The organism is Serratia ficaria (assembly GCF_900187015.1).
Classification (GTDB): domain Bacteria; phylum Pseudomonadota; class Gammaproteobacteria; order Enterobacterales; family Enterobacteriaceae; genus Serratia; species Serratia ficaria.
Genome location: NZ_LT906479.1, coordinates 927,312 through 952,712, shown reverse-complemented (window position 1 = coordinate 952,712; position 25,401 = coordinate 927,312). Strand labels below are relative to the sequence as shown.

Sequence of the window (25,401 nt, the reverse complement as noted above, 5' to 3'; positions counted from 1 at the left end):
CGCGTCACAGATCCCGGAAAGAACCCAGGCGATAACCGCGTTCGGCGATCGCCTGTTTCAGCGTCGGCGAGGTCAGTACGTCCACCTCGGCGAGCCGCGGATAACAATACTTGCTCGCCAGTATCGTGCGGTCGAGAAATGCCGGATGGCACATCATTTCTACCGAATCCGCGCCCTGTTGATCGGCGCGCGCCAGCGCCTGCAGGAACAGCGCCTCGGAGATGGCTTCGCCATAGAAACCGGAATCGAAGGCGGCGGTGCTGCGCGGATAACGCAGCGGAATGCCGCGCTGCCGCGCCTCGTCGCGCCCGATGCGCAAAGGAAGCGCCCTGGCCTCGGCAAACGCCTCCACCAGCGGATAAATTTGCGGCAGCATGTGCGCATGGTGGTGGCTGTCGATATGCGTCGGCGGTTTGCCGAACAGCGCGGTAAACCGCTCGAACTGGCACTGCAGCTCCAGGCGAATTTCCTCCAACGCCAGCGGGCCCGCTTCGGCTTTGGCCCACAGCCATTTGCCCAGTTCGCCCCGCTCGTTGACCAGCGAGGCCATGGCGCTCAGCGGGCGGCCGTGGGTCAACACGAAATGCAGGCCGATCGGCAACGCCGGATATTGCCGGCTGAGCGCCGCCGCATGCTCCGCGCCCTCCCCATTCACCATCGCGGTGGTCGAAGAAACAACCCCGTAGTGAAACGCCTCGATAACGCCATAGTTTTGGCCCTTGCTCAGACCAAAATCATCGGCATTCACTATCAGCAATTTTTCCATTTAGCTACCCGTTTAACCCATTTTCGGCATGGGAATGCCGTCCGTCAGACGCGGCATTCCCCTTGGTTTAGGCACAGCGACTTATTGCATCAGGCGAAGGGCGGCCTGAAGCTGTGTGGCGTGTCGGCGTTAATGCTGATCGGGAGCGGCCCTAAATAGGGCCGTAGAACTTTTTTCGGTAATTGCCCGGGGTCACGTCGGTGAGCCGTTTAAAGTTTTTAATGAACAGGCTCACGTCGCCGTAGCCGGAGTCGAAAGCGATGTCGGACACCGAAGCGTTGGTGACCTCAAGCTGCGTTTTGGCGAAGTTGATGCGGATTTCATTAATCACCTGCATCGGCGTCTTATGGTAATAACGGCGCATCGCGCGAGTCAGATATTCCTGCGTTTTCCCCGACAGTTCGACCATATTCAGCAACGCCTTTTCGCCAAACATCGTTTTATCGTGCATGCCCGTCAGGGTGTTTTTCAGCCACTGGGGGATCGCCTCCCCTTCGTCGGACTCTTCCTTGTAGTGACGGATGCGGCTGATGACATAAAAGGTCAGGGTTTCCAGAAATTCGGCGAAGTCATCCTCGCGAAACTGCGGCGAGCCGACCACCGACTCGATGTAGGCCAAAAACTCGCTCCTCAGGCTATAGGCCTGCGACGCGACGAAGCAACGCGGCAGCTGCTGCAGATAATGCTCTTCGAAGAAGGCCTTGCTGACCGCCACGTTGAAGATTTTCGCCGCGCCGAACTCATAAAAGCTCTGATGATGCGAACCTATCGGAATGAAGACGAAGTCCCCGCGCTCCAGCAGCACCCGCTTGCCGTTGATCTCCTGGTAGCATTTGCCGCTCAGGACGATGGTGAACTCGTAGTAATCATGCTGGTGCAGCCCAGTGGCGCTCTCCACCTTGTTATAGATAAACAGATGAAAGTCTTTGCAGTTGAAAAAATCCTGCTCGCGAATCAGCTTCACGTCGTTCGCATTCAGCGAAACCAGGTTATCAGACACAGCGTGCGCTCCCCGTTAATCAAAACCGTTTTGCCTGGCCGTCTCGGCGAACCAGTAACCGCTCTTTTTGATGGTGCGCCGCTGGCTCGCCAGCTCCAGCCGCACCAGCCCATAGCGATTCTTGTAGGCGTTCAGCCAGGACCAGCAATCGATAAAGGTCCATAAATGGTAGCCTTTGCAGTTCGAACCTTCTTGCAACGCCCGGTGCAGCCATTGCAAATGATCGCGGATGAAATCGATGCGATAATCGTCCGCCACCCGGCCATCGGCGCCGATGAAGGCCTCTTCCCCCTCGACCCCCATGCCGTTCTCCGAAATATAACAGGGCACATTGCCGTAGTTCTCTTTCAAATCCATCAGAATGTCGTACAGCCCCTTTTCATAAATTTCCCAGCCGCGGTGCGGGTTGATTTTGCGGCCCGGCATCTCGTAGTAACTGAACAGATCTTCCGGCAGCGCGACCGGATCCTCAGGCCGATAGCCCTCTTTCGCCATGACCCTGCGCGGCTGATAGTAATTGACGCCCAGCAGATCCACCGTGCCGGCGGCGATCAGCTGCGCGTCCTGCGGTTGGCAGTGCGGCAGCAGCCCGTGCCGTTCCAGCAGCGCCAGCAGCGCCGCCGGATAGCGCCCTTTGGTAACCGGATCGAGGAAGCTTTTGTTGAGCAGCAGATCGGCATGGTGCGCGGCCTGCCGATCTTCCTTCGAGTCCGAGCGCGGGTAGGTCGGGCTCAGGTTCAGAATAATCCCGATCGTCCCCGGCAGCCCCAGCGCCCGGTAATGGCTGACCGCCAGCGCGTGCGCCAGCAGGCTGTGGTAAGCCACCGTCACCGCCCGTTTGAAATCCACCACGCAGGGATAGTGCAGGTCGTTGAGGTAACCGGCTTCAACCGGCACGATCGGTTCGTTGAAGGTAAACCAGTGAGTCACCCGATCGCCGAACAGGCGGAAACAGATCCCGGCATAGCGGCCATAGGCCTCGACCACCTCCCGGCTTTCCCAACCGCCTCGTTGCTGCATGCACCAGGGCATATCGAAATGATAGAGGTTGATAAAGGGAGCAATGCCCTGCGCCAGCAGGCCGTCGATCAGCTGATTGTAAAAAGCCACCGCCTGCGGATTTACCTCGCCGTCGCCGCCCGGGATCAGTCGGGACCAGGAGAGGGAGGTTCTGAAGCTGTTGTGGCCCAGGGTTTTCAACAAACCGATGTCGTCGCGGAAACGATCATAAAAAGTCGAGGTTTCGGCGGGCCCCACCCGGCGATGAAATCGCTCGGGAGCTGTCTCGTACCAGTAGTCGAAGACGTTGCGGCTCTTGCCGCCCCGTGCGGCCGCGCCTTCAGACTGCGGCGCGGAAGTGGCGCTTCCCCACCAAAAATCATCGGCAAATTGATAGTTCATCCACGCATCCTCAAGCGGGGCGGCAGCGTCGCCCCGCGCTGACAGTTAGAATTTCAGCGCCCTGGCGATGTCTTCTTCGCTTTCGGTCGCCTCATCGATCTGGCTCTGCGCCTTGTTGGAGATCATCACGAACGGCAGGTAAATCACGGTGGCCACCGCCAGGTTGAAGAAGCTCAGCAACATGGCGACGATGCTGCCGTTGGTGTTGAAGAACGCGCCAAGCCCGACCGGCATGGTCCAGGGAGCGATATTGGTGATCGGCGGGATCAGCCCGGTGTAGTACGCCAGCGTGGTGATGATGGTCAATACCGGCTGCACCAGAATGAACGGGATAAACATCACCGGGTTCATGATCACCGGCAGGCCGAACAGAATGGGTTCGTTGATCTGGAAGATGCCCGACGGCGTAGCCAGCTTGGCCACCTGGCGATAGTCTTCCCGGCGCGAGGCGATGAAGATGGCGATGATCAGCCCCAGCGTCGAACCGGTGCCGCCCAGATAAATATAGGAATCGACGAACGGCTTGGCCCACATGTGGAACTCTTTGCCGGCGGCCACCGCGGCCTCGACCGAACCGTACTTGTTGTACAGCTCGACGTTTTCCAGCGCGAACGGCGTCATGATGCCGCTGTCCAGCGCCGCCAGCGCCATCGAGCCGTGCACCCCGAAGAACCACAGCAGCGAGGAGAACATCACGTACACCCAGCCCACCACGCTGCCCATCTTCGCCAGCGGCGCCGAGATGCTGTCCATGATGATCTGGTGAAAGTTGGTGCCCCACAGCTGCAGGCAGTAGGCGATCACCCCCATAATGGAGAGGATGACAAAGCCGGGGATCAGCGCCGAGAACGAGCGCGAGACCGAGGCCGGCACGCTGTCCGGCAAGCTGATCACCCAGTTGCGCCGCACGATAAAGGTGAACATCTCGGCGACCGCCAGGCCGATCACCATACCGGAGATAATGTTGGCGCCACCCAGCCAGTTGGCGCCGACCGCATAGGCTTCACCCACGCTGAACGGCGTCACGGTCATGAAAGCCGCCACCGCCAGCAGCGCGGCCGCCAGCGGATCGACCTTGCGCTCTTCCGCCAGCGCCATGCCGATAAAGAACGGCGTCATCAGCGACATAATGCCCAGCGTACCGTTGTAGACGCTGCCGCCGATGCTCTTCAGCCCGTTCAGCGTTTCAATGGTGGAAGCGTCGAGGCGCACCCCCAACGAAAAGAAGAAGGAGCCTTCGCCAAAACTCAGAAACACGTTGTTGATCAACACGAACATCGCGCCGGTCAGCGTCAGCGGCATCAAGCGGATAAAACCGTTTTTGATGGCGTTGACGTGGGGCTGCTTGCCGATTTTGACGGCAAAAGGCAGTATCACCTTCTCAAGCGAGGCAATTAAGGTATTCACGGCGGCCCCCTTACTGGTTGGCTTTCTTGATGGCGGCAACCGCCGCCTTCAGCACGCCCAGGCCATCGACCTTGCCGTACAGAAGAGGATCAATCACTTCAACGGGCTTGTTCGGCAACTGTTTTTGCACTTCCGGCAACGTATAGGCTATCTGCGGCCCCAGCAGGATTAAATCCGCCTCAACCCCTTTTTCCGCGGCCAGCGCCTCCGGATAGGCGGCGATGATCACCGGCACTTCGTATTTCTCGGCCTGCGCTTTCATTTTTGAAACCAGCAGGGAAGTGGACATACCGGCAGAACAAAACAGATAGATTTTTTTCTTTTCCATACCAAGCACCTCAAGATAATCAAAAAACCCCATGTCATTTGTATGCCAGATGCAATCACGATTGCCTCACGCACATTCCTTATGAAATTTCCGTTACGTTGCCCTGGTTACCGCCAGTATACGGAGGCGCGGCAGCGGACCGGTAAGCCATCGGCCACTGGAATCGTCTATCCTTGACCTGCCGGATTGACCCTCTTCACAATTCACATAAAAAAATAGTGTGACCCAGCTCTCAAATGCCCTGTTAAAATCAAAAACAATCAACGGAAATAGAGAAATTACAATTATAAACAACACGTTAAAAACACATAGTATATTTATGGGTTAAATGCGCTTGATACGCGGCCATCAGCCAAGGAATGTTTAACAATAGTGCGCCCTTGATTAGGCGATGTCATCGCGAGCGGCGAATGCGCCCAGAAGGAAAGAGGCCGATGCGGGGACGATTTCAAGCGGATCGCCTGCGGGGTGGCGGCGCGCGGCGCCGATATGAAAACGGCTCTCCGCCGATCGCCGGGCTGACCGGGAACCTGCAAAGAGCCGTTATGGCGGGGCAAAATGCGGCGTTATCCCGTTACCCGGGGAGCCTCGCCTTATTCTTATTTATCAAACACAAACTGGATATGATCATCGTCCAGGTACTTGATATCCACCTCGCAGCCTTTCTGCACCTTCGAGGAGTAAAAGGCGGGGATGGTCTCTTTGCCTTCAACCTGCTTGGTGACGCCGTTTTCATGCCATGACAGCCGGTATTTTATGTTGGTGGTGCCGTTATCATTGGCGCTGAGGTAGCGAACCTCCTCCACCCGCGCCTGCACGTCCCGCCCCTGCGACTGGATCTTATGGTCGCGTTGGAAAAGATAGGCAATATAGGCGATGGCGCCGGCAAAAAGAATAATGGAAATAATGATCGCAAACTTCATCGATGCGTCCCTCACATAAACATTGTCATACCATAGACCGATGCCATCATTTGTCCATACTGCGCCAGAGCGCTGGCAAATGACGCCCGCCCTTCGCTGGTTGCAAGATCAAAGGCCGTTTTATCGAACTTCATATTGGTCAAGCCTATTTTCCCTCCAGCCGTTACGCTCATCGAAAATCCTTCCGTAACGACTTTCGCCGCGGTGAAATCAAAAGAAAACATCGAAGCGGTCTCTTTGTGATCTTTGTATTCAAAAGCATGCGGCGTCTTGATGCTCACCTTTTCCGCACTGTCGATGGTGATCATTTTCGGCGAGGTGATAGATACGCCACCTTTGACCTTCTGGGTCCAGGTGCCCTGAATATCAGTATCCACGTTCTTGGTCACGGTTTGAGTCAGGTTTCCCTGAAGTTCGTCTTTGACGTCCTGGGTGACGACATTATGACGATTCCCGTCCACTTTGTCATAGCGATCCCCGGTGAGGAAAGCATCCATCCCGGCGCCATATTTGCGGGTCACCTTTTCCGAAACGTGGTGTTCCTCTTCTCCGATCGTCTCGGCGTAGCGTTTTCCCTTCACCTTCACCGTTTCCCCGCCGCTGGTAATATCCGATGTTCGCCCGTTGGTGATGGTGACCTTCTCGCCGTCTTTAAAGGTCTTGGTTTCCGGCTTGTCGACCGTGGTGGTGCGCGTGCCGTGGAACAGGAAGGTGGCGTTGCCGAACACCTCATCCTTCTGCTCTTTTTGGATCGTAGTGGTGCGGTTGCCGTCCACCGCCACCGTTTTATCGTTCTCCACCGAGATGTTCATGTCTTTTTCGGCGTGCAGCTGCACCATCTCCGAGCCGGCTTTATCTTCAAAGAACAGATGGCTGGAATTGTCGCTGTGGCCGTCTTTGGAGCGCGTCATAAAGCCCATCATGGTCGCGCCGGCCGGCAGCGTCCACGGCGGCATGCTGGCTTCGTTGTACACCCGGCCGGTGACCATCGGGCGATCCGGGTCGCCGTTGATGAAGTCGATCACCACCTCATCCCCGACGCGCGGGATCTGCACGCCGCCAAAGCCCTGCCCGGCCCAGGCGCTGGAAACGCGCACCCAGCTGGAGCTGGTTTCATCGCCTTTCGCCAAGCGATCCCAATGGAACTTCACCTTCACCCGGCCGTATTTATCGGTCCAGATGGATTCCCCCTGCGGCCCCACCACCCGCGCGGTCTGCGGACCGTGGGTGCGCGGCCATGGCGTGCGCTGCGCGGAACGGAACGGCGTGCTGGCCGGGATCACCACGAAATCGATGCGGTGCACGGCATCTTCTCCGCCGCTGGCGTAGCTGTTCTCCTGCAGCGCGTAGCGCGCGCTCAGGACCAGGTATTCCCCGCCGTCGCTGACAAACGGCGGATTGAGCAGCGTAAAGGTGCAGCCCGGCACGATGCCCAGCGCGGTGGCGGTGGCGTCGATGCGTTGATGCTCCGCCTGCCACTCCTCCTGGCGCACCCGAGCGTAAAATTCGCCGTGGCTGTGCTCCACAAAGTGCCCGGGCCAGTCGTAGTAATCAATCTGGCCCGGCGAGGGGGAGGTCGGATTCTGCCGCGCCTGGAACAGCCAGGCGTTAGGCTTGCGGAAATCATAGTCGTCGATGCTGTAGATCCCCGGCGTCACCCGCTCGGATATCGCCCACTGGCCGATCCCCTCTTCACCGGTGCTGCCGCCGGAAGGGGTGGCGTGGTAAGGGATGCCTTCATAACCGCTGAACGGCTGATGCTGCTGGGGCCCGTCATACAGCACCAGCGTATGTTGATCCGCCTGGTGGCGGAAGAAGAAGTAGATCCCCTCCAGCTCCATCAGGCGCGAAATAAAGTCGTAGCTGCTCTCCTGGTATTGCACGCAATATTCCCAGCTGCGATAGCTGCCGGTGAGCTTGCTCTCCAGCTGCACGCCGTACTCGCCAAGCACCGTTTTCAAGATGTCCGGCACGCTCTGGTTCTGGAAAATGCGCTGGTTGCGGTCCCGCTTCAGCGGCCACAGATCCGACTCCATGGTCAGCGTATAAACCGCGTAGCGCTCGCCGTTAATGTCGGCGCTGTGCACGTTGACCGAGGTGATTTTACCGTTGAGATGGCGCGGGGCGGCCAACAATCCCTGGGTGGGGATCGTCAGGGTAATCGGCTGCCCCAGCATGGCCCGCCGATCGAGACGGGCGTCGGTGCTGAGCAGCGTCACGCTCAGCTCGAACGAGCGCGATACCGCCTCCGTTCCCTCCAGCTTCCAGAATTTCAGTGTTCCCTCGCCCGCCGGCGTGGTTACCGTGATACGGTTTAACATGGCTTCTCCCCCGAACTAAGATTGCATTATGTCGTGCGCCGCTCAGGGAGCCAGCATCAGGACTTTGAACTGGCTGGGCACCGCGCGCATCCCCAGGGTATTGGTTGAATTCTGCAGGCTGACGCTGGTCAGGCGCGTCGCCGGCGTGCCCTTCACCAGCACGGTAAAGGCGCCGGTGAGATGGCGTGACGGCCCCATCACCGTGCCCGAGGCCACCCCCGTGGCGACGCCCGGGTTATCCCCGTTGGTCAGCGGCGTCACCGTGGCCATGTTATGCGCGGGCATGCCCATAAACAGAATATTCAGCGCATTCGGCACCGCCGTTGGCCCAAGCGCGATATCCGGATAGGGTATCGGGGTTGGCGTCGGCATCGGCGTCAGGCAAACATCGGGAAACGCCAAATCCATGCCCATCAGTTGACAGTTGGCAAACATCGCGGCCTCCTCAGCCCATATGGATCTGTTCGGCGTCCACTTTCGTAATCGCCTTCGACGTGATAACGGTATTTTGCGCATGCAGGCGGGCATAGTCTTCCGCCTTCATATCCAGCTGGCCGGCGCGGACCTGTTCAGTCTGGCGCGTGGTGCGCAACAGGTTGTGGCTCACCTGAGTGATGGTCTGCCACACCGACTCCGCCTGTTTGCCCACAATGCGCGACAGGCTCACCCAGGCGGAAAGCTTGTCGCCGCTGTACTGCATTTCGCCGATGTGGCAATCGCCCTGGCCGGCGCTGACGCGCAGGGCTGCACTGCTGAGGCTGAGTTCGCCGTCGCTGCGAATGTGCAGGTCCCCCGGCACGCTCAACTCCGCCGCTTCCGGGTTGGCGCGCTCCAGCACCGCCAGCAGCCATACCTGATGATCGACGCCGGCGATCAACACGCGATCGCCCGGCTGCGGCGCGATAACGCAGCTGGCGGCGCGTTGACAATGCCAGCCGCGCCCTTCGCTCTCCACGCTCAGGCTGCCGTTGGCAAAGCAGTGAGTGACAATCCCTGCGCTCTGTAACGGCGGCGCCGCGCTCTGCGCCAACTGGTGATGGATATTGTTCATCTTCTCTCTCCTTAACGGCGACTCTGATGCTGAATGCTCCAGGCCTCGGCGGCCAGCAGCTCTTCATCGTATTCAAGGATGCCCCGACGGTCGGAAAACTGGGCGCCCTCCTGCTGCGCCCGGTGGAACCGGGTGCGGGAAAATGTAGCGCTGCGGAAATCGGCCCGGCGCAGGTCGGCGCCGGAAAAGTCGCTGTAGGTCAGGTCGCTCATGGCAAAGCTGCCGCCCGCCGCCCTCACCTGCTGCAAAATGCTCTGGAACAGGCGGCTGCGGCTAAAATCAGCCTGCTCTAACGTGGCGCCGATAAACAATGCCTGATCGAACAGGCTGCCCTGGCAGCTGGCGCCGGTGAGGTCCGCGCTCATAAACAGCGCCTGGCTGGCGTTGACCTTGCGCAGCTGGGCTTTTTTCAGCGAAGCGCCCTTGAAATTGCACTGCGTCAGCTGCGCCCCGTTGAAGTTCACCTCATCAAGCTGGTTGTCGGTGAACTGACAGCCGCTGAAGCGCTGCTGGGCATAGTTCTTGCCGCGCTGATCGCAGTTAAAAAACACCGCCCGGTCGAATTGGCTGCGCTCCAACCGGGTGGCGCGCAGATCGATATTGAAAAAGGTGGTCAGCAGGCAGCTGCACTGATCCAGCAGCGCCGCATCCAACGGGCACTCAAAGAAGGTGGTGCGTTCCAGCGTGGACTGGCTGAAGCGGCTGCCCTGCAGCGGGCTGCGCATGAATTGCGTGGCGTCGAGCTTGCTGCGGGAAAAATCGCCGTCGCCAAGCTCGCACCGATTAAAGATGCACTGCGCCATCAGGCTGTCGCCGGCGCCGATCGCCGACATGTCGCAGTCGTTGAACACGCTCTGCTGCAGCTGCGCGCCGCTCAGGGTCGCGCCCTGCAGTTGGCACTCATTGAACACCGTTTCATGCAGATTGGCCGCCCGCAGGTTCGCGCCGTTCAACGACACCTCCTGAAAGATGCCGCCGGAGAGGTCGCACCCTTGCAGATCGAGGCCGTCGAGATCGCACCCGGCGATCATCTCGCCGCTTTTGATTTTCTGCTGCAGCTGCGCCGCGCGCGGGGCCGTCATACCAGATCTCCATCGCGTTTCGGCAGCGTTTTCACCCGCTGGGTGAAGGCGTTATCCAGCCGCGTCTGCGTATTGGTGAAGGATTGCGACAGATCGGCGCGGAACAGGTTGGCGTGGCTAAAATCGGCGCCGCCAAGCAGGGACTTCTGCATCAGCGCGCCCATCAGGTTGGCGCCGGTCAAATTGGCCTGCCGAAAATCGGTGCGCACAAACAGGCTGCCGACCAGATTGGCGCGGGTGAAGTTCGCCCGCTGGCAGTCGGCTTCGCTGAGGTCGCTGTTTTCCAGCTTCGCCAAGGTAAAATTCGCGCCGCTCAATAACGCCTGCCGCAGGTTGCTCTCTTTTAACGTCGCCTCGCTAAAATCCGCACCGCTCAGGTCGCTGCCCATCACGGCGGCGCAGGTCAGCAGCGTGGCGCCGTTAAACCGAGCCTGCGGCAGCCGGCTTTCCACCCAATTGCAGCTCTCCAGCCGCGCGCCGTTGAAGATTGCGGCGGGCAATTCACACTGATTGAATACCGTTTTATGCAGCCGGGCCGCGCTGAAGTCGAGCCGCGGCAACGTCAACTCCATGAAGATGCAGCCTTCCAGCTCCGCGCCCTGGAACCGGCAGTGGCTAATGCCCACCTGCCGCAACAACAGCGTTTTCAACGTGGCGCTGCTGAAATCGCACGCGTCGAACAGCGCGTCTTCCAGCTGGGTTTCGGTCAGGTTGGCGCCGCTGAAATCGCTCTGCCGGCACTGCGCCAGCGCCAGGCTGGCTTTGGTCAGGTTGCACTCGCGCAGCGAAGCGTCGCGCAAATCGGCGCGCGCCAGCACCGCCTCGCTGAAATCGGCGCCGTCCAGCCGGCAGCCGCGGAGATCGGCGTTTTCCAACAACGTTTTACGGAAGTTGGCGCCGCTAAAATCCATGCCGGAGAGATCCGCGCCGGTGAAATCCAGCTCGCTGAAATCGCCCCCCTTCGCCATCGCGCTCGCGGCGCGCTGGCGAATGATCTGCGCGATATCGCCGGTCATGCGTATCGCCGGCGGCTGGTGCTGAACCGCCATCAGATACAGGTTATGCAGCGACTCGCGGCTTTGCGCCAGCTTCTTGGCCGTCATGCCGTCCGCGTGCCGATGCAACATCTCCTGCATGCGATGCATCGACTCCGGCCCGCGCGGGCGAGAGTCTGCCATGGCGCCCTGTCGGGCTTCCACTTCGGCCCGACGCGCTTCGGCCTGCGCCTGCATCTCTTCGGCCTGACGCTCCATTCGCTCGATAAACTCCGGCAGCTCGTCCAGGCTCGGCATGCTCTGCGGGAGGGTGCCCGCCAGCAGGTCATCAACGTCCGTGCCGTTTTCTTCAAGCCGCGCGCGATGCTGCTCGCGCAGTTGATCGACCCGATTTTGCATATTGTTGCGCATCGGGCTTTCGTTATGCTGAATGTCGCTGTCAATCCAGGGGCCGATAGCCTCTTCCGGCACCAGATCCTTTTCCCGGAAGGCGAACAGCGCCCCTTTCTCTTTATCCAGGCGCTGCGCCAGCACTTTCCGATAATGGTTAACCGAGCGCCCGGCGCCGTTTTTTTCCAACGCCGGCATCAGCTGCAGCACGTCCGCCGCATCGTCTTCATTGATGCGGCAATGGCCCTGCCAAATCAGCATCATCTGTTCCAGATGCGGGAAAAACCAGACGGTGGTGGCGCGCAGCGCTATCTCCTCAAACAGCGTCTCGTCGCCGCGTTGACGATTGATAAAGCAGCGCGCCCGCCACGGCGGCAGCTTGCCCGTCTGCAGCGGTTTCTCCGGGTGCATGTTCCAGATGCGCCACTCGGCTTCGGGCGGCAGCGAATCCTGTTCGGGCCACCATTGATCCGGGCTGGCGGCATTGAATACGCGCCAGTCGGCGTCGCGGGCAAGGCCGGGAAAGTCGTTCTTCAGCCAGTCGGCATCGTAGGCTTTGCCCATGCGTTTAAAGCGGCGCGGCCAGGCGATGTCCAGCGGCCCGAAGCTCGCCGGCTCCGGCTGTTGGCGCGGGGAGGCGATGCGCGCCTGCGGCGCTTCTATATTCGGCAGGCGGCGATATGCCACGCCGTCATGCTGTTCTTCAAGGGTGCCGATGCCGTGCGGGTTCTCTTCGTGGCCCGGGCCGCCAAAAGCGCGGCTCCAGTCAAGGCGCATCGCCTCGAAATTACGTGGGGGGGTAGGATGAGAACCGGACCAGAAGCGATCGCCGAAGGCCAACAGGGTTTTGCCGAGCTGCTCCACCTCGATGCGCACCGCGCAGGCGTTTTTTTCGCTCTGGTGGCGCGTATATGCATTGCCCGTCGCCAGGAACTCCGCCCGCGCTTTGGGCACCGCCAGATCAATCACGCCGCCGCTGGTTTGCAGCTCCGCCGCGGCCAGCTGCCACAGCTCAACTTCCGGGCGCAGCTGCGGAGAGGCGCCCATATCCAGCAGCGCTATCACCGAAACGCCAAGATGGTTCTTACCCTGCAAGCGTAAAGGTCGATTCAATACGCTCAGACGCAGGGGCTTGATAAGCTTCATGTAATGCGTCCTTTGGCAAACCGTTGATAAGTACATGACTGTGTGCATAAACATACTTTCTGCTGTGTGTTTTTCAGCAATATGCCTATAAAAAAATCAATCAGTTACAACAGTATCGCCGGCGCGCACCGCGCATCCATTTAGCCTGTTTAATCACAACCAACCGAATGAATTGACACAATCCTCTATGTATTCAACCAAGTATGCATGCGCTTAATGAAGCTTTGATGATTCGCCCAATCCGCTGCGCCTGGCCTAAAAACGGGATTTTGATGTGTAGCCATGGTTGGTATTCTATCCGCCCCGTTACGTTTCTCTGCTCCGCGCTACCGAACAAGATCTGCCCGTCGGATCGCCCTGAGCCGGTGAAATATATCAATTGCCCTAACCTTTCCTTGTATAAAAATCATTCGTCAGTGAGACTACAAGAGAAATAAAATGGTTACCAGCAGAAATTAAAGCGGCGCCGCCCCGAGCTTTCTCCCCAATTCGTCTCTGTGATCCGCATCACCTTCAGCGCTGGCCGATGGGCTTTCCGCCGGGTTGTATTACGCTTCCTTCTGGTTGCCGCCCGGGCAGAATTGCGGCGCGCATCGCGTGCCTGGCGAATACTGAAAAAATCGGACGCATCGCTCGCCGCCGATCTGATAACCTCGGCAGAACGTTTTCCTGATGATGACGCTTGCGGACTCGGCATCTCTGAACGCCGCCACCGCAACCGACGGATGAATCGCTGCGGTTGTCGGTGATAAGATACGGTTTTCTGTCTGAATTGAATCGGTGGAGCGCCTGTTGAGGGCCATCGGCCGATTGAGCGCATTTTCATGCATTCGCCCACAGGCGGGCCACCCTAAGCGGATCCCTTTTGCAGGGGGCCGGCGGGGCCGCCTGAGTACACAAAAGACTTATAGAACGAGTAAAATCAATATGAAAGAGTCTATTGACAAGGATTTCACCAGCCACACGCCGATGATGCAGCAGTACCTGCGCCTCAAGGCGCAGCACCCCGAAATCCTGCTGTTTTACCGCATGGGCGACTTCTACGAGCTGTTTTATGACGACGCCAAACGCGCGTCCCAACTGCTGGATATCTCGTTGACCAAGCGCGGCGCCTCGGCGGGTGAACCGATACCGATGGCCGGCGTGCCCCATCATGCGGTGGAAAACTACCTGGCCAAGCTGGTGCAGCTCGGCGAATCCGTCGCCCTCTGCGAACAGATCGGCGATCCGGCCACCAGCAAGGGGCCGGTCGAACGCAAGGTGGTGCGCATCGTCACCCCCGGCACCATTACCGATGAAGCACTGCTGCAGGAGCGCCAGGACAATCTGCTGGCGGCGATCTGGCAGGATGCGCGCGGCTTCGGCTACGCCACGCTGGACGTCAGCTCCGGCCGCTTCCGCGTCGCCGAGCCGCAGGATGTTGAAACCATGGCCGCCGAGCTGCAGCGCACCAATCCGGCCGAACTGCTCTATCCGGAAACCTTCGAACAGATGGCGCTGATCGAACAGCGCCACGGCCTGCGCCGCCGGCCGCTGTGGGAGTTTGAGCTCGAGACCGCGCGCCAGCAGCTCAACCTGCAGTTCGGCACCCGCGATCTGACCGGGTTCGGCGTAGAGCAATCGCATCAGGCGCTGCGCGCCGCCGGCTGCCTGCTGCAGTACGTCAAGGATACCCAACGCACCTCGCTGCCGCATATTCGCGGCATCACCATGGAACGGCAGCAGGACGGCATCATCATGGACGCCGCCACCCGCCGCAACCTGGAACTCACCCAAAGCCTGTCCGGCGGCAGTGAAAATACCCTGGCGGCGATCCTCGACCGCACCGTAACGCCGATGGGCAGCCGCATGCTGAAACGCTGGCTGCACATGCCGACCCGCGATATCAAGGTGCTGAACGATCGCCAGCAGGCGATAGGCGCGCTGCAGGATCTGTATGGCGACCTGCAGCCTTCGCTGCGCCAGGTGGGCGATCAGGAACGCATTCTGGCGCGCCTGGCGTTGCGCACCGCTCGCCCGCGCGATCTGGCGCGCATGCGCCACGCCTTCCAGCAGTTGCCGGACATAAGGCAGCTGCTGCAAAACGTGCAAACGCCGCACGTGCAGCATTTGCTGTCTCAGGTCGGCCAATTTGACGAGCTGCTGGATCTGCTGGAGCGCGCGATGGTCGAAGCCCCGCCGGTGCTGGTACGTGACGGCGGCGTCATCGCCCCAGGCTACAACAGCGAGCTGGACGAATGGCGCGCGCTGGCGGACGGCGCCAGCGACTATCTGGATCGGCTGGAAATCCGCGAACGCGAAAAGCTGGGGCTGGATACCCTGAAGGTCGGCTTCAACGGCGTGCACGGCTACTATATTCAGGTCAGCCGCGGCCAGAGCCATCTGGTGCCGATTCACTACGTTCGCCGCCAAACGCTGAAAAACGCCGAGCGTTATATTATTCCCGAGCTGAAAGAGTATGAAGACAAGGTTCTGACCTCCAAAGGCAAGGCGCTGGCGATCGAAAAAGGCCTGTACGACGAGCTGTTTGATCTGCTACTGCCGCACCTGGCGGAGCTGCAGCAAAGCGCCGCCGCCCTGGCCGAACTGGACGTGCTGGCCAACCTGGCCGAGCGCGCCGACACCCTGAATTACGCCTGTCCGACCATGAGCGAGCAGCCGGGCATCCGCATCGCCGAAGGCCGCCACCCGGTGGTGGAACAGGTGCTGAGCGAACCCTTCATCTCCAACCCGCTGTCGCTGTCGCCGCAGCGCCGCATGCTGATCATCACCGGCCCAAACATGGGCGGCAAGAGCACCTATATGCGCCAAACGGCCTTGATTGTGCTGATGGCGCACATCGGCAGCTACGTGCCGGCCGCCAAGGCCAGCATCGGCCCGGTAGACCGCATCTTTACCCGCGTCGGCGCGGCGGACGACCTGGCCTCCGGCCGCTCCACCTTTATGGTGGAAATGACCGAGACCGCCAATATCCTGCACAACGCCACCGAGCACAGCCTGGTATTGATGGACGAAATCGGCCGCGGCACCTCCACCTACGACGGTTTGTCGCTGGCCTGGGCCTGCGCTGAAAACCTGGCCAGCCGCATCAAGGCCATGACGCTGTTCGCCACCCACTACTTCGAGCTGACCACCCTGCCGGAGAAAATGGAAGGCGTGGTCAACGTGCATCTGGATGCGTTGGAGCACGGCGACACCATCGCCTTTATGCACAGCGTCCAGGACGGCGCGGCGAGCAAAAGCTATGGCCTGGCGGTCGCCGCGCTGGCCGGCGTGCCGCGCGACGTGATCAAACGCGCGCGCCAAAAGCTGCGGGAATTGGAGTCGCTCTCCAATCACACCGCCGCCGGCACCGTCGACGCGACCCAGATGACGCTGCTGAATGAGGAAACTTCACCGGCGGTAGAAGCGCTGGAGACGCTGGATCCGGACTCCCTGTCGCCGCGTCAGGCGCTGGAATGGATCTATCGGCTGAAGAACATGCTGTAGCGGGCCGTGAATGTCAGGCATAAAAAAACGGTGAGCAATGCTCACCGTTTTTATTTGATGCGGTCAAATCGCCGACGTTACTCGCGGAACAGCGCCTCGATGCTCAGGCCCTGCATCTGCAGAATTTCGCGCAGGCGGCGCAAACCTTCTACCTGAATCTGACGGACGCGTTCACGCGTCAGGCCTATCTCCCGGCCCACGTCTTCCAACGTCGCCGCTTCGTAGCCCAACAGGCCGAAACGGCGCGCCAACACTTCACGCTGCTTGGCGTTCAGTTCAAACAGCCACTTGACGATGCTTTGTTTCATATCATCGTCTTGCGTGGTGTCTTCAGGCCCGTTGTCTTTCTCGTCGGCCAGAATATCCAGCAGCGCTTTCTCAGAATCGCCGCCCAGCGGGGTGTCGACCGAGGTAATGCGCTCATTCAGGCGCAACATGCGGCTGACGTCATCAACCGGCTTGTCGAGTTGCTCGGCAATCTCTTCAGCGCTCGGTTCATGATCCAGTTTGTGAGAAAGCTCGCGCGCGGTGCGCAGATAGACATTCAGTTCTTTGACGATATGGATCGGCAATCGAATGGTACGGGTTTGATTCATAATCGCCCGTTCAATCGTCTGGCGGATCCACCAGGTTGCGTAGGTGGAGAAACGGAAACCGCGTTCCGGGTCAAACTTTTCCACTGCGCGGATCAGGCCGAGGTTGCCCTCTTCAATCAGATCCAGCAGCGCCAGGCCGCGGTTGCTGTAGCGGCGGGCGATTTTCACCACCAGCCGCAGGTTGCTTTCGATCATGCGGCGGCGGGACGGCACGTCACCGCGCAGAGCACGCCGCGCAAAATAGACTTCTTCTTCTGCGGTAAGCAGGGGCGAATAACCGATCTCACCCAGATAGAGCTGCGTCGCATCCAATACGCGTTGGGTAACGCCTTGAGACAACAGCTCTTCTTCCGCTAAATCATTCTCGCTGGTCTCTTCTTCTACCAGCGCTTTTTCGTCGAACGACTCAGCTTCAGTTCCATTCTCGTCGAAGTCCGCATCATCATGTAACTCGTTAACTTTCAGCGTATTTTGGCTCATAAGCTGCTCCTACCCGTGATACCGCGAGCAGAATACAGCGTATTCTGCCCAATCTATCGCTGCGGAAGATAACGCAGCGGGTTTACGGATTTCCCCTTGTAACGAATTTCAAAATGCAAACGTACTGAACTGGTTCCGGTGCTACCCATGGTGGCTATTTTTTGACCCGCCTTCACTTCTTGTTGTTCCCGGACCAGCATTGTGTCGTTGTGAGCGTAGGCGCTCAGGTAATCATCATTGTGTTTGATGATGATTAGATTACCGTAACCCCGTAAGGCGTTGCCTGCATACACTACGCGGCCATCGGCGGTAGCGAAGATAGACTGCCCACGGGAACCGGCGATATCGACCCCCTTGTTCCCACCTTCTGATGAGGAAAAGTTATCGATAATCTTGCCGTCAGTCGGCCATCTCCAGGCACTTACCGGAGCGCTGTTGCTGACGGTGCTGCTCACTGGCGGAGCCGCTGCCGGGGCGGTAACAGGCGCTGCCGCGGTCCCAACCGCTGCGGTTCCTGCTGCAGGTAACATCTTACCTACATTCTGTTTACCCGAATTATCAGAATACGCGTTAGTTGATGGAGAATCAACCGTTGCCGTTTGTATCTGGGTGCTGGACGGCGGCTGAGGAACGCCCCCTTTGGTGGCGTCGGTTGCCGCCAGCATGCCGCCGTTTCCATTGGCAGACCCATTACCAAGTTGAATGCTTTGGCCAACATTCAGGCTGTAAGGCTCGGGAATATTGTTGCGCTGCGCCAGATCGCGGAAATCATTGCCGGTGATCCAGGCGATGTAAAACAGCGTGTCGCCGCGTTTTACCGTATAGGTGTTGCCGTTATAGCTCCCTTTGGGGATCGACTCGTAACTGCGGTTGTAGACGATGCGGCCCTCAGGGCTGCCCTGCTGCGCGCCGGCATTGCCGGATGCAGCGGCCCCACCGCCACCGCCCACGCTACTGATAGGGGCTGATGTCGACGCATCATTCGTACAACCCGCCAACCACAAACTTACCATCGTACACACCGCAACCCGGCGTAAAGTAATCATTGGGCTTCCCGTGCTCATGCTTCCCCCATGACAGCAATATCAGCGATATATCCAAAATTCCCTTTACATCGTAGCTGAGCTTTTACCGCTCTCTCAGTTTCCGCGATGAAAAGGCGCCCCCGGCCGATCCCTGAACGCCAGGTAATCTCCCGCCGGAGCATCAAAACAGCGCGCCAATGCTAACCACATTAGCGCTGCCGCACCATAAGACAACTACGCAGAAAGGCAATTGTATTGAAAATTAGTCTTATTGAAACAATAAAACCTTATCCAGACGTTATGAAAGTGCAACAGATTTCACGGCCGGCTGAAAAATCAGACAATCGCTAGGCCAGTTCGCCTTTCACCAGCGGCACAAAACGCACCGCCTCGACGGCGTCGATGGCGAACTCATGGCCATGGCGCTGGATGCGTTTGAGAGTTTGGGCCTGTTCGCCCACCGGCAACACCAGTATGCCGCCGTCGTCCAACTGCTCCATCAGCGCCTGCGGAATTTCCGGCGGCGCGGCGGTGACGATAATCGCATCGAACGGACCGCGCGACGCCCAACCCTGCCAGCCATCGCCGTGACGGGTGGAAACGTTATGCAGATCGAGCTGTTTCAGCCGGCGTTTGGCCTGCCATTGCAGGCCCTTGATGCGTTCGACGGAGCAAACGTGCTGAACCAGGTGCGCCAGAATGGCGGTTTGATAGCCGGAGCCGGTGCCGATCTCCAACACCCTTGAGGTAGGCGTCAGGTTCAACAGCTCGGTCATGCGCGCCACCATATAAGGCTGGGAAATGGTTTGGCCCGAGCCAATTGGCAGCGCGGTGTTTTCATAGGCCTTGTGATCGAGCGCCTCGTCAACAAAGCGCTCGCGCGGCACCGCCTCGATCGCCTGCAGCAATCGCTCGTCCCGGATCCCCTGCTGACGCAGCTGCGTCAGCAATGTTTGCATGCGCTTGTTCACCATTCCCCGCTAACCTCTGCTTTGGTTAACCACGTTTGTACCACTTCCAGGGCGGCGTAGGCGGTCAAATCCACCTGCAGCGGCGTGATCGCCACATAGCCCTGCTCCACCGCCGCAAAGTCAGTATCCGGCCCGGCATCAAACTTATCACCCGGCGGCCCGATCCAATAGAGATTTTGCCCGCGCGGATCCTGCTGACAAAAAACCTTGTCGGCCGGATGCCGGCTGCCGCAGCGGGTCACCCGCAGGCCCTTGATCTGATCCAGCGGTAAATCCGGCACGTTGATATTCAGGATTTTTCCGGTGCGCAGCGGTTCGCGCTGCAACGCTCGCAGTATGCGGCAGGTAACCACGGCCGCGGTCGCGTAGTGCTGGTGGCCGTTCAGCGACACCGCCAGCGCGGGCAGGCCAAGGTGGCGGCCCTCCATGGCGGCCGCCACGGTGCCGGAATAGATCACGTCATCGCCAAGGTTCGGCCCCGCGTTGATGCCGGCCACCACGATATCCGGCGCCGGGCGCATCAGCGCGTTGACGCCCAGGTATACGCAGTCGGTCGGCGTTCCCTGCTGCACCGCAATGTCGCCGTTGGCCAGCGTCAGGGTGCGCAGCGGCGACTCCAGCGTCAGCGCATTGGAGGAGCCGCTGCGATTGCGATCCGGCGCCACCACCTGCACCTCGGCAAACTCCCGCAGCGCCGCCGCCAGCACCTGAATGCCCGGGGCGGTAACGCCGTCATCGTTACTCAGCAATATCCGCATCACTGTTATCCTGCTGCATGATTTCGCGAACGACGCTGGTGGCGAAGCTGCCTGCCGGCAACCAGAAGCGCAGTTCAACGGTGACATCATCCCACCAGTTCCACAGCATATTTTGCGGCTGCAACAGCAGGGCCCGACGAGCGGGTTCAACGCGCTCGCGCTTTAAAAGCGTAAGCAATTCCGGCTGCTCCGCCAAGCATTGTTGTTCAAATTTCAACGCTTCACCGGCGGTGCCCGGTTCGCCGTCCCCCGGCAACGGGGCGGTGACGTTCAGCTCGCCGGCATCCAGGCGCAGCTGCAACCCGTCCAGTTCTTCCGCCTTGGCGACGAACCAGCTGCCGCGGCCGCTGAGCTGCAGGGCATCGCCCTCCAGCACGGTGCGCTGCAGGCCGTCGGCCAAACGCCGGCTGGCCGTCTGATTGAACAACGCGCTGCGGCTGGCGGAGAGGTAGAAGCTGCGCTTGCTGCGCTCCTTGACGCGGATCTCGTCATTCGCCCAGCGGCGAGCCATCACCAGGTTATTGCCGCCGCGGCCGAAACGCTGGCTGCCGAAGTAGTTAGGCACGCCGTTGGCGGCGATCGCCTGCAAGCGCCGCTCAACGTCATCGCGGTCGGAGATCTGGCGCAGCACCAGGGTAAAGGCATTGCCCTTCAGCGTGCCGATGCGCATTTTGCGCAGGTGGCGGGCACAGGACAGTACCTCGCAGCCTTCCAGCGCAAACTGTGAGAAATCAGGCGTTTCCTTGCCCGGCAGGTGCAGGCAGAACCACTGTTCGGTCACCGCGTGGCGATCTTTCAGCCCCGCATAGCTGACGGAACGGGCATGGATGCCGGCGAAGCGCGCCAGATAATCGGCCACGAACTGGGTGTTGCAGCCGTTTTTGCGGATGTTCACCAGCACGTGTTCGCCTTCGCCGTCCGGCGCAAAGCCCAGGTCTTCCACCACCACGAAGTCTTCCGGATCCGCTTTCAGCACCCCGGTGCTCTGCGGCCGGCCGTGCAGCCAGGTCAGGTTAGCCATATCCATGCGCTTATTCCTTGATCAGCAAGGCAACCGCTTCGCAGGCAATGCCCTCGCCGCGCCCGGTGAAACCGAGCTGTTCGGTGGTGGTGGCCTTGACGTTAACGTCGTCCATATGGCACTGCAGGTCTTCCGCCAGGAAAATGCGCATCTGCGGAATGTGCGGCGCCATCTTCGGCGCCTGCGCGATAAGGGTGATGTCCAGGTTACCCAGGCGGTAGCCCTTGGCGCGGATGCGTTTCCAGGCTTCACGCAGCAGTTCGCGGCTGTCGGCGCCCTTGAATGCGGGATCGGTATCCGGGAACAGCTTGCCGATGTCCCCCAGCGCCGCGGCGCCCAGCAGGGCATCGGTCGCCGCATGCAAAGCGACGTCGCCGTCGGAGTGGGCCAGCAAACCTTTTTCATAAGGGATGCGAACGCCACCGATCACCAGCGGCCCTTCGCCGCCGAATTTATGTACGTCAAAACCGTGACCGATACGCATGATGCGCTCCTTAATTGTCCAACTGAGTCAAATAGAACGCCGCCAGCGCCAGATCTTCCGGCCGCGTCACTTTAATATTGTCTGCACGCCCATTCACCAACAGCGGATGATAACCGCAGTGTTCCAGCGCCGAGGCCTCGTCGGTGACGCTCGCGCCTTCGTCCAGCGCGCGCTGCAGGCACTGCTTGAGCAACGCCAGCGGGAACAGCTGCGGCGTCAGCGCATGCCACAGATCCTGGCGCTCGACGGTGTGGGAAATGGCGTTTTGGCCGGGTTCGGCGCGCTTCATGGTATCGCGCACCGGCGCGGCGAGAATGCCGCCGACCTTGCTGTGTTCGGTGATCGCCAGCAGGCGCTCGAGATCGTCGGCATGCAGGCAGGGGCGCGCGGCGTCATGCACCAGCACCCACTCCACGTCGCCGGCCAGCCGCAGCCCGGCCATCACCGAGTCGGCGCGCTGCCGGCCGCCGATAGCCACGCTCACCCGGGGATCCTGAGCGATAGGCAGTTGGGCGAACTGGTCGTCGTCGGGGCCAATGGCCACAATCACCCGCTGAATGCGCGGATGGCGCAGCAACGCATGGATAGCGTGTTCAAGAATGCTGTGCCGGCCGATGGTGAGATACTGCTTCGGACAATCGGCCTGCATGCGGCTGCCGACACCGGCAGCGGGCAGGACGGCAATCACCGATGGAAAGGTTCCTGCGGAGTGATTCATGCGTTACTTTTGTACGTTATTTTGCGAGGAGGACGCCGCGTTGCGTCTGGATTGGTCGGGAACCAGACGATAGAAAGTCTCACCGGGCTTGATCATGCCCAGTTCATTACGCGCACGTTCTTCGATCGCTTCCTGACCACCGTTCAAATCATCGATTTCGGCAAACAGCTGATCGTTACGCGCTTTCAATTTGGCATTGTTGCCCTGTTGGACCGCAACGTCTTCATTGACCCGCACGTAATCGTGAATACCATTTTTGCCCAGCCACAGTGAATACTGTAACCAACCGAGCAATGCCAGCAATAGCAGCGTAAGTTTTCCCATCTCCGCCCCCTGAAAAACCGACCAATCATCCCACAACTTTTCGTTGGACTCCACACCGAGAGCGGCTTTTCAGCGCCAAATTCAGAATACGGATGAGTATTTCCTGAGTTTATAACCTAAATCCGCCGCGAAAGCGGCAAAAAAAGCCACTTTGGCCGCAGAAAATCCACCGGCCGCCGATAAAGCCTCTCGCTGCCCAAACCGGGTTATGCAGTAATAAAAACTGGGCCTGCGCCATTTCGCCGGCGCTTGCGCCGCCCTTGCAACAAAACTGCATATTTAACACTTTTAAAAAGTAAATCATCATGCAGCGGTTGTATTTTCATGCATTGAAGCTTATTTTTATGCATTCATAGTGCATAAATAAATCCAATATATAACCTTTCATTATCGGGGATCGCGATGTTAAAACCTTTAGTTCTGATTGGCGCCTGCCTGGCCGCCACCCTGTCCGCGTCGGTTCTGGCGGCTGAACCCACCTACGTTGTCGGCTCCGGCGGCACCTATCGCCCGTTCGAATTTGAAAACAGCCAAAAACAGCTGGAAGGTTTCGATATCGACATCATCAAAGCGGTGGCCAAGGCCGAAAACTTCCAGGTCAAGCTGGTCAATACCCCCTGGGAAGGCATCTTCGCCACCTTGAACTCCGGCGATCGCGACATCATTATTTCCGGCATCACCATCACCGACAAACGCAAGCAAATGGTCGATTTCTCCGCGCCTTACTTCCCGGCGGAACAGGCGATCGTGGTGCCGAAGGATTCCAGGGTGGATTCCATCGCCGCGCTGAAAGCGCTGAAGGTCGGCGTGGTGAATTCCAGCACCGGCGACATCGTGGTTTCCGACACGCTGGGCAAAAACAGCACCGCCATCAAACGCTTCGACAATACGCCGCTGATGCTGCAAGAGCTGTATGAAGACGGCATCGGCGCCGCGGTCGGCGACGTCGGCGTAGCCAAGTTCTACATCAAGACCCACCCGGAAAAAGAATTCAAACTGGTGTCCGACGCCAAGTTTGAACGCCAGTATTTCGGCATCGCCGTCGCCAAAGGCAACGACGAACTGCGCGGCAAAATCAACGCCGGCCTGAAGAAAATCGTCGCCGACGGCACCTACGCCAAAATCTACCAAACCTGGTTCGACAGCAACGTACCGACGCTGCCGGCTGAATAATCGATCGGCGCTCGTCTGCGCAGCAGGCCCCAACACTCTTAAATAAGGATCAGACCTTGAATTTCCGCTGGGAGATCATCCAGGAATACGCCCCGCTGTTTATGGAAGGCGCCTGGATGACCATCAAATGCACCATTATCTGCGTGCTGCTGGGCACCACCTGGGGGTTGATCCTCGGGCTGGGCCGCCTGGCGCAGGCGCCGCACGGCATCTGGAAACCCATCCTGCACTACGGCGTTCAGTGGCCGGTGCGCATCTACATCAGCGCCTTTCGCGGTACGCCGCTGTTCGTGCAAATCATGGTGGTGCACTTCGCGCTGGTGCCGCTGTTTATCAACCCGCGTGACGGCCTGCTGGTGACCGGCGGCCTGATGAGCACCGATTTCGCCCGCGCGCTGCGTTCCGACTACGGCGCGTTCCTGTCCTGCGTGGTGGCGATTACGCTCAACGCCGGGGCTTACGTTTCGGAGATCTTCCGCGCCGGCATACAGTCGATCGATCGCGGCCAGATGGAGGCCTCCCGCTCGCTGGGCATGAGCTACGGCAAAACCATGCGTCAGGTGATCCTGCCGCAGGCTTTCCGCCGCATGCTGCCGCCGCTGGGCAATAACGCCATCGCCATCGTCAAGGATTCGTCACTGGCTTCCGCCATCGGCCTGGCCGACCTGGCCTACGCCGCCCGCACCGTTTCCGGGGCCTACGCCACCTATTGGGAGCCCTACCTGACCATTTCGCTGGTCTACTGGGTCATCACCTTCCTGCTCTCGCTGATGGTGCAACACATGGAAAAGAGGTTCGGCAAAAGTGATTCGCGTACATAACCTGCAAAAGCAATTCGGTGAAAGCCACGTGCTGCGCGGCATCTCCTGCGAGATAGCCCCGAATGAAGTGGTCTGCATCATCGGCCCATCCGGCTCGGGAAAAAGTACCTTCCTGCGCTGCATCAACGCGCTGGAGACGCTGTCCGGCGGCGAGATCGACGTGAACGGCTTCGCCATTCACCAGCAGAAAACCGATCTGAACAAAATGCGCGAAAGCGTCGGCATGGTGTTTCAGCGCTTTAACCTGTTCCCGCATATGACGGTGCTGGAAAACATCATCATGGCGCCGATGGGCGTGAAAAAGCTGCCGCGCGCGGCGGCCATCGAGCGGGCCGAACGGCTGTTGCGCAAGGTCGGGCTGCTGGACAAGATCGACGCCTATCCCAACAGCCTGTCCGGCGGGCAGCAACAGCGGGTGGCCATCGCCCGCGCGCTGGCGATGGAGCCGAAGATCATGCTGTTCGATGAACCGACCTCGGCGCTCGATCCAGAACTGGTGGGGGAAGTGCTGGCGGTGATGAAATCGCTGGCCCACGAGGGCATGACCATGGTGGTGGTAACGCACGAGATGGCTTTCGCCCGTGAAGTGGCGGATCGGGTGCTGTTTATCGATCAGGGGATCATTCAGGAAGAAGGCACGCCGCAGCAGATTTTCGGCCATCCGGCCAACCCGCGCACCCAGGCGTTTCTAAGCAAAGTTTTGTAACTTTCAGCACCGCTTTGCAATCCCT

24 protein-coding genes are annotated in these 25,401 nt (G+C 59.5%); 4 read left to right on the top strand and 20 right to left on the bottom strand.

The annotated features are described in order from the left end of the window. Nucleotides 1-4: 4 nt before the first annotated feature. The 12 genes from chbG to CKW09_RS24460 form a co-directional block, all read right to left on the bottom strand. Nucleotides 5-766 carry a chitin disaccharide deacetylase gene (chbG, locus tag CKW09_RS04360; RefSeq protein ID WP_061795045.1) on the bottom strand — a complete coding sequence of 254 codons (762 nt, stop codon included), beginning with the start codon at nucleotides 764-766 and terminating at the stop codon, nucleotides 5-7. Nucleotides 767-917: 151 nt separating this feature from the next. Continuing rightward, nucleotides 918-1,766, bottom strand: a complete 849-nt coding sequence (chbR, locus tag CKW09_RS04355) for a transcriptional regulator ChbR (RefSeq protein ID WP_061795044.1) — start codon at nucleotides 1,764-1,766, stop codon at nucleotides 918-920. Nucleotides 1,767-1,781: 15 nt separating this feature from the next. Further along, nucleotides 1,782-3,167 carry a glycoside hydrolase family 1 protein gene (locus CKW09_RS04350; RefSeq protein ID WP_095095811.1) on the bottom strand — a complete coding sequence of 462 codons (1,386 nt, stop codon included), beginning with the start codon at nucleotides 3,165-3,167 and terminating at the stop codon, nucleotides 1,782-1,784. A gap of 45 nt (nucleotides 3,168-3,212) precedes the next feature. Continuing rightward, a complete protein-coding gene (chbC, locus tag CKW09_RS04345) occupies nucleotides 3,213-4,574 on the bottom strand; it encodes a PTS N,N'-diacetylchitobiose transporter subunit IIC (RefSeq protein ID WP_061795042.1) in 1,362 nt (453 codons plus the stop codon). Nucleotides 4,575-4,584: 10 nt separating this feature from the next. Further along, nucleotides 4,585-4,902, bottom strand: a complete 318-nt coding sequence (locus tag CKW09_RS04340) for a PTS sugar transporter subunit IIB (RefSeq protein ID WP_004932561.1) — start codon at nucleotides 4,900-4,902, stop codon at nucleotides 4,585-4,587. Between the two features lie 599 nt (nucleotides 4,903-5,501). Further along, a complete protein-coding gene (locus CKW09_RS04335; protein ID WP_061795041.1) occupies nucleotides 5,502-5,825 on the bottom strand; it encodes a hypothetical protein in 324 nt (107 codons plus the stop codon). A gap of 11 nt (nucleotides 5,826-5,836) precedes the next feature. Beyond that, nucleotides 5,837-8,146 carry a type VI secretion system Vgr family protein gene (locus CKW09_RS04330; protein WP_061795040.1) on the bottom strand — a complete coding sequence of 770 codons (2,310 nt, stop codon included), beginning with the start codon at nucleotides 8,144-8,146 and terminating at the stop codon, nucleotides 5,837-5,839. A 42-nt stretch (nucleotides 8,147-8,188) separates the two neighbouring features. Next, nucleotides 8,189-8,581, bottom strand: coding sequence for a DUF4150 domain-containing protein (locus tag CKW09_RS04325; RefSeq protein WP_061795039.1), 393 nt, complete (start codon nucleotides 8,579-8,581; stop codon nucleotides 8,189-8,191). A gap of 10 nt (nucleotides 8,582-8,591) precedes the next feature. Next, entirely contained in the window at nucleotides 8,592-9,197 is a 606-nt protein-coding gene (locus tag CKW09_RS04320; protein WP_061795038.1) for a DUF3540 domain-containing protein, read from the bottom strand. Between the two features lie 11 nt (nucleotides 9,198-9,208). After that, nucleotides 9,209-10,279, bottom strand: coding sequence for a pentapeptide repeat-containing protein (locus CKW09_RS04315; protein ID WP_061795037.1), 1,071 nt, complete (start codon nucleotides 10,277-10,279; stop codon nucleotides 9,209-9,211). Continuing rightward, on the bottom strand, nucleotides 10,276-12,810 hold the full coding sequence (locus CKW09_RS04310; RefSeq protein ID WP_095095808.1) for a DUF2169 family type VI secretion system accessory protein: 2,535 nt from the start codon (nucleotides 12,808-12,810) through the stop codon (nucleotides 10,276-10,278). Before CKW09_RS04310 ends, CKW09_RS04315 begins: the two co-directional genes overlap by 4 nt. A 548-nt stretch (nucleotides 12,811-13,358) precedes the next feature. Next, a complete protein-coding gene (locus tag CKW09_RS24460) occupies nucleotides 13,359-13,640 on the bottom strand; it encodes a hypothetical protein (protein WP_145957241.1) in 282 nt (93 codons plus the stop codon). A 97-nt stretch (nucleotides 13,641-13,737) separates the two neighbouring features. Between CKW09_RS24460 and mutS the strand changes: the two genes are divergently transcribed. Continuing rightward, a complete protein-coding gene (gene mutS / locus CKW09_RS04305; RefSeq protein ID WP_095095804.1) occupies nucleotides 13,738-16,299 on the top strand; it encodes a DNA mismatch repair protein MutS in 2,562 nt (853 codons plus the stop codon). Between the two features lie 77 nt (nucleotides 16,300-16,376). On the opposite strand, the gene rpoS is transcribed toward mutS, so the two are convergent. The 8 genes from rpoS to ftsB all read right to left on the bottom strand — a co-directional run bounded on the left by rpoS (nucleotide 16,377) and on the right by ftsB (nucleotide 22,676). Beyond that, nucleotides 16,377-17,375, bottom strand: coding sequence for an RNA polymerase sigma factor RpoS (gene rpoS / locus CKW09_RS04300; protein ID WP_061795034.1), 999 nt, complete (start codon nucleotides 17,373-17,375; stop codon nucleotides 16,377-16,379). A 53-nt stretch (nucleotides 17,376-17,428) separates the two neighbouring features. Continuing rightward, nucleotides 17,429-18,421, bottom strand: coding sequence for a murein hydrolase activator NlpD (gene nlpD, locus CKW09_RS04295; RefSeq protein WP_061795033.1), 993 nt, complete (start codon nucleotides 18,419-18,421; stop codon nucleotides 17,429-17,431). 326 nt (nucleotides 18,422-18,747) lie between these two features. Beyond that, nucleotides 18,748-19,374 carry a protein-L-isoaspartate(D-aspartate) O-methyltransferase gene (locus tag CKW09_RS04290; protein ID WP_061795032.1) on the bottom strand — a complete coding sequence of 209 codons (627 nt, stop codon included), beginning with the start codon at nucleotides 19,372-19,374 and terminating at the stop codon, nucleotides 18,748-18,750. Continuing rightward, complete coding sequence (gene surE, locus CKW09_RS04285) at nucleotides 19,368-20,129, bottom strand: 5'/3'-nucleotidase SurE (RefSeq protein ID WP_167387232.1); 762 nt, start codon at nucleotides 20,127-20,129, stop codon at nucleotides 19,368-19,370. Before surE ends, CKW09_RS04290 begins: the two co-directional genes overlap by 7 nt. Next, the gene (gene truD, locus CKW09_RS04280; protein WP_095095795.1) at nucleotides 20,110-21,156 is read right to left on the bottom strand and encodes a tRNA pseudouridine(13) synthase TruD; all 1,047 of its coding nucleotides are present in this window, start codon (nucleotides 21,154-21,156) and stop codon (nucleotides 20,110-20,112) included. Before truD ends, surE begins: the two co-directional genes overlap by 20 nt. A 4-nt stretch (nucleotides 21,157-21,160) precedes the next feature. After that, on the bottom strand, nucleotides 21,161-21,634 hold the full coding sequence (gene ispF / locus CKW09_RS04275) for a 2-C-methyl-D-erythritol 2,4-cyclodiphosphate synthase (protein WP_061795029.1): 474 nt from the start codon (nucleotides 21,632-21,634) through the stop codon (nucleotides 21,161-21,163). A gap of 10 nt (nucleotides 21,635-21,644) precedes the next feature. Beyond that, a complete protein-coding gene (ispD, locus tag CKW09_RS04270) occupies nucleotides 21,645-22,352 on the bottom strand; it encodes a 2-C-methyl-D-erythritol 4-phosphate cytidylyltransferase (protein ID WP_095095792.1) in 708 nt (235 codons plus the stop codon). A gap of 3 nt (nucleotides 22,353-22,355) precedes the next feature. Further along, nucleotides 22,356-22,676 (bottom strand): cell division protein FtsB, encoded by a 321-nt coding sequence (gene ftsB / locus CKW09_RS04265; protein WP_061795078.1) that lies wholly within the window; start codon nucleotides 22,674-22,676, stop codon nucleotides 22,356-22,358. 402 nt (nucleotides 22,677-23,078) lie between these two features. On the opposite strand from ftsB, the gene CKW09_RS04260 reads away from it, so the two are divergent. From CKW09_RS04260 to CKW09_RS04250, 3 genes are all read left to right on the top strand, one after another. After that, nucleotides 23,079-23,849, top strand: a complete 771-nt coding sequence (locus CKW09_RS04260; protein ID WP_061795027.1) for a basic amino acid ABC transporter substrate-binding protein — start codon at nucleotides 23,079-23,081, stop codon at nucleotides 23,847-23,849. Nucleotides 23,850-23,950: 101 nt separating this feature from the next. Beyond that, nucleotides 23,951-24,670, top strand: a complete 720-nt coding sequence (locus CKW09_RS04255; RefSeq protein WP_061795077.1) for an amino acid ABC transporter permease — start codon at nucleotides 23,951-23,953, stop codon at nucleotides 24,668-24,670. After that, complete coding sequence (locus tag CKW09_RS04250; RefSeq protein WP_061795026.1) at nucleotides 24,654-25,376, top strand: amino acid ABC transporter ATP-binding protein; 723 nt, start codon at nucleotides 24,654-24,656, stop codon at nucleotides 25,374-25,376. Before CKW09_RS04255 ends, CKW09_RS04250 begins: the two co-directional genes overlap by 17 nt. The last annotated feature ends 25 nt before the right edge of the window (nucleotides 25,377-25,401 follow it).

Bases quoted from the DNA above. Each gene is read 5' to 3' on its own strand.
- CKW09_RS24460 (WP_145957241.1), bottom strand. From the start codon at position 13,640: ATGCATGAAAATGCGCTCAATCGGCCGATGGCCCTCAACAGGCGCTCC.
- CKW09_RS04315 (WP_061795037.1), bottom strand. From the start codon at position 10,279: ATGACGGCCCCGCGCGCGGCGCAGCTGCAGCAGAAAATCAAAAGCGGC.
- nlpD (WP_061795033.1), bottom strand. From the start codon at position 18,421: ATGATTACTTTACGCCGGGTTGCGGTGTGTACGATGGTAAGTTTGTGG.
- mutS (WP_095095804.1), top strand. From the start codon at position 13,738: ATGAAAGAGTCTATTGACAAGGATTTCACCAGCCACACGCCGATGATG.
- chbG (WP_061795045.1), bottom strand. From the start codon at position 766: ATGGAAAAATTGCTGATAGTGAATGCCGATGATTTTGGTCTGAGCAAG.
- CKW09_RS04350 (WP_095095811.1), bottom strand. From the start codon at position 3,167: ATGAACTATCAATTTGCCGATGATTTTTGGTGGGGAAGCGCCACTTCC.
- rpoS (WP_061795034.1), bottom strand. From the start codon at position 17,375: ATGAGCCAAAATACGCTGAAAGTTAACGAGTTACATGATGATGCGGAC.
- CKW09_RS04335 (WP_061795041.1), bottom strand. From the start codon at position 5,825: ATGAAGTTTGCGATCATTATTTCCATTATTCTTTTTGCCGGCGCCATC.
- CKW09_RS04290 (WP_061795032.1), bottom strand. From the start codon at position 19,374: ATGGTGAACAAGCGCATGCAAACATTGCTGACGCAGCTGCGTCAGCAG.
- CKW09_RS04320 (WP_061795038.1), bottom strand. From the start codon at position 9,197: ATGAACAATATCCATCACCAGTTGGCGCAGAGCGCGGCGCCGCCGTTA.
- ispF (WP_061795029.1), bottom strand. From the start codon at position 21,634: ATGCGTATCGGTCACGGTTTTGACGTACATAAATTCGGCGGCGAAGGG.
- surE (WP_167387232.1), bottom strand. From the start codon at position 20,129: ATGCGGATATTGCTGAGTAACGATGACGGCGTTACCGCCCCGGGCATT.
- CKW09_RS04255 (WP_061795077.1), top strand. From the start codon at position 23,951: ATGGAAGGCGCCTGGATGACCATCAAATGCACCATTATCTGCGTGCTG.
- CKW09_RS04325 (WP_061795039.1), bottom strand. From the start codon at position 8,581: ATGTTTGCCAACTGTCAACTGATGGGCATGGATTTGGCGTTTCCCGAT.
- ftsB (WP_061795078.1), bottom strand. From the start codon at position 22,676: ATGGGAAAACTTACGCTGCTATTGCTGGCATTGCTCGGTTGGTTACAG.
- CKW09_RS04330 (WP_061795040.1), bottom strand. From the start codon at position 8,146: ATGTTAAACCGTATCACGGTAACCACGCCGGCGGGCGAGGGAACACTG.
- truD (WP_095095795.1), bottom strand. From the start codon at position 21,156: ATGGATATGGCTAACCTGACCTGGCTGCACGGCCGGCCGCAGAGCACC.
- ispD (WP_095095792.1), bottom strand. From the start codon at position 22,352: ATGAATCACTCCGCAGGAACCTTTCCATCGGTGATTGCCGTCCTGCCC.
- CKW09_RS04260 (WP_061795027.1), top strand. From the start codon at position 23,079: ATGTTAAAACCTTTAGTTCTGATTGGCGCCTGCCTGGCCGCCACCCTG.
- CKW09_RS04310 (WP_095095808.1), bottom strand. From the start codon at position 12,810: ATGAAGCTTATCAAGCCCCTGCGTCTGAGCGTATTGAATCGACCTTTA.
- CKW09_RS04340 (WP_004932561.1), bottom strand. From the start codon at position 4,902: ATGGAAAAGAAAAAAATCTATCTGTTTTGTTCTGCCGGTATGTCCACT.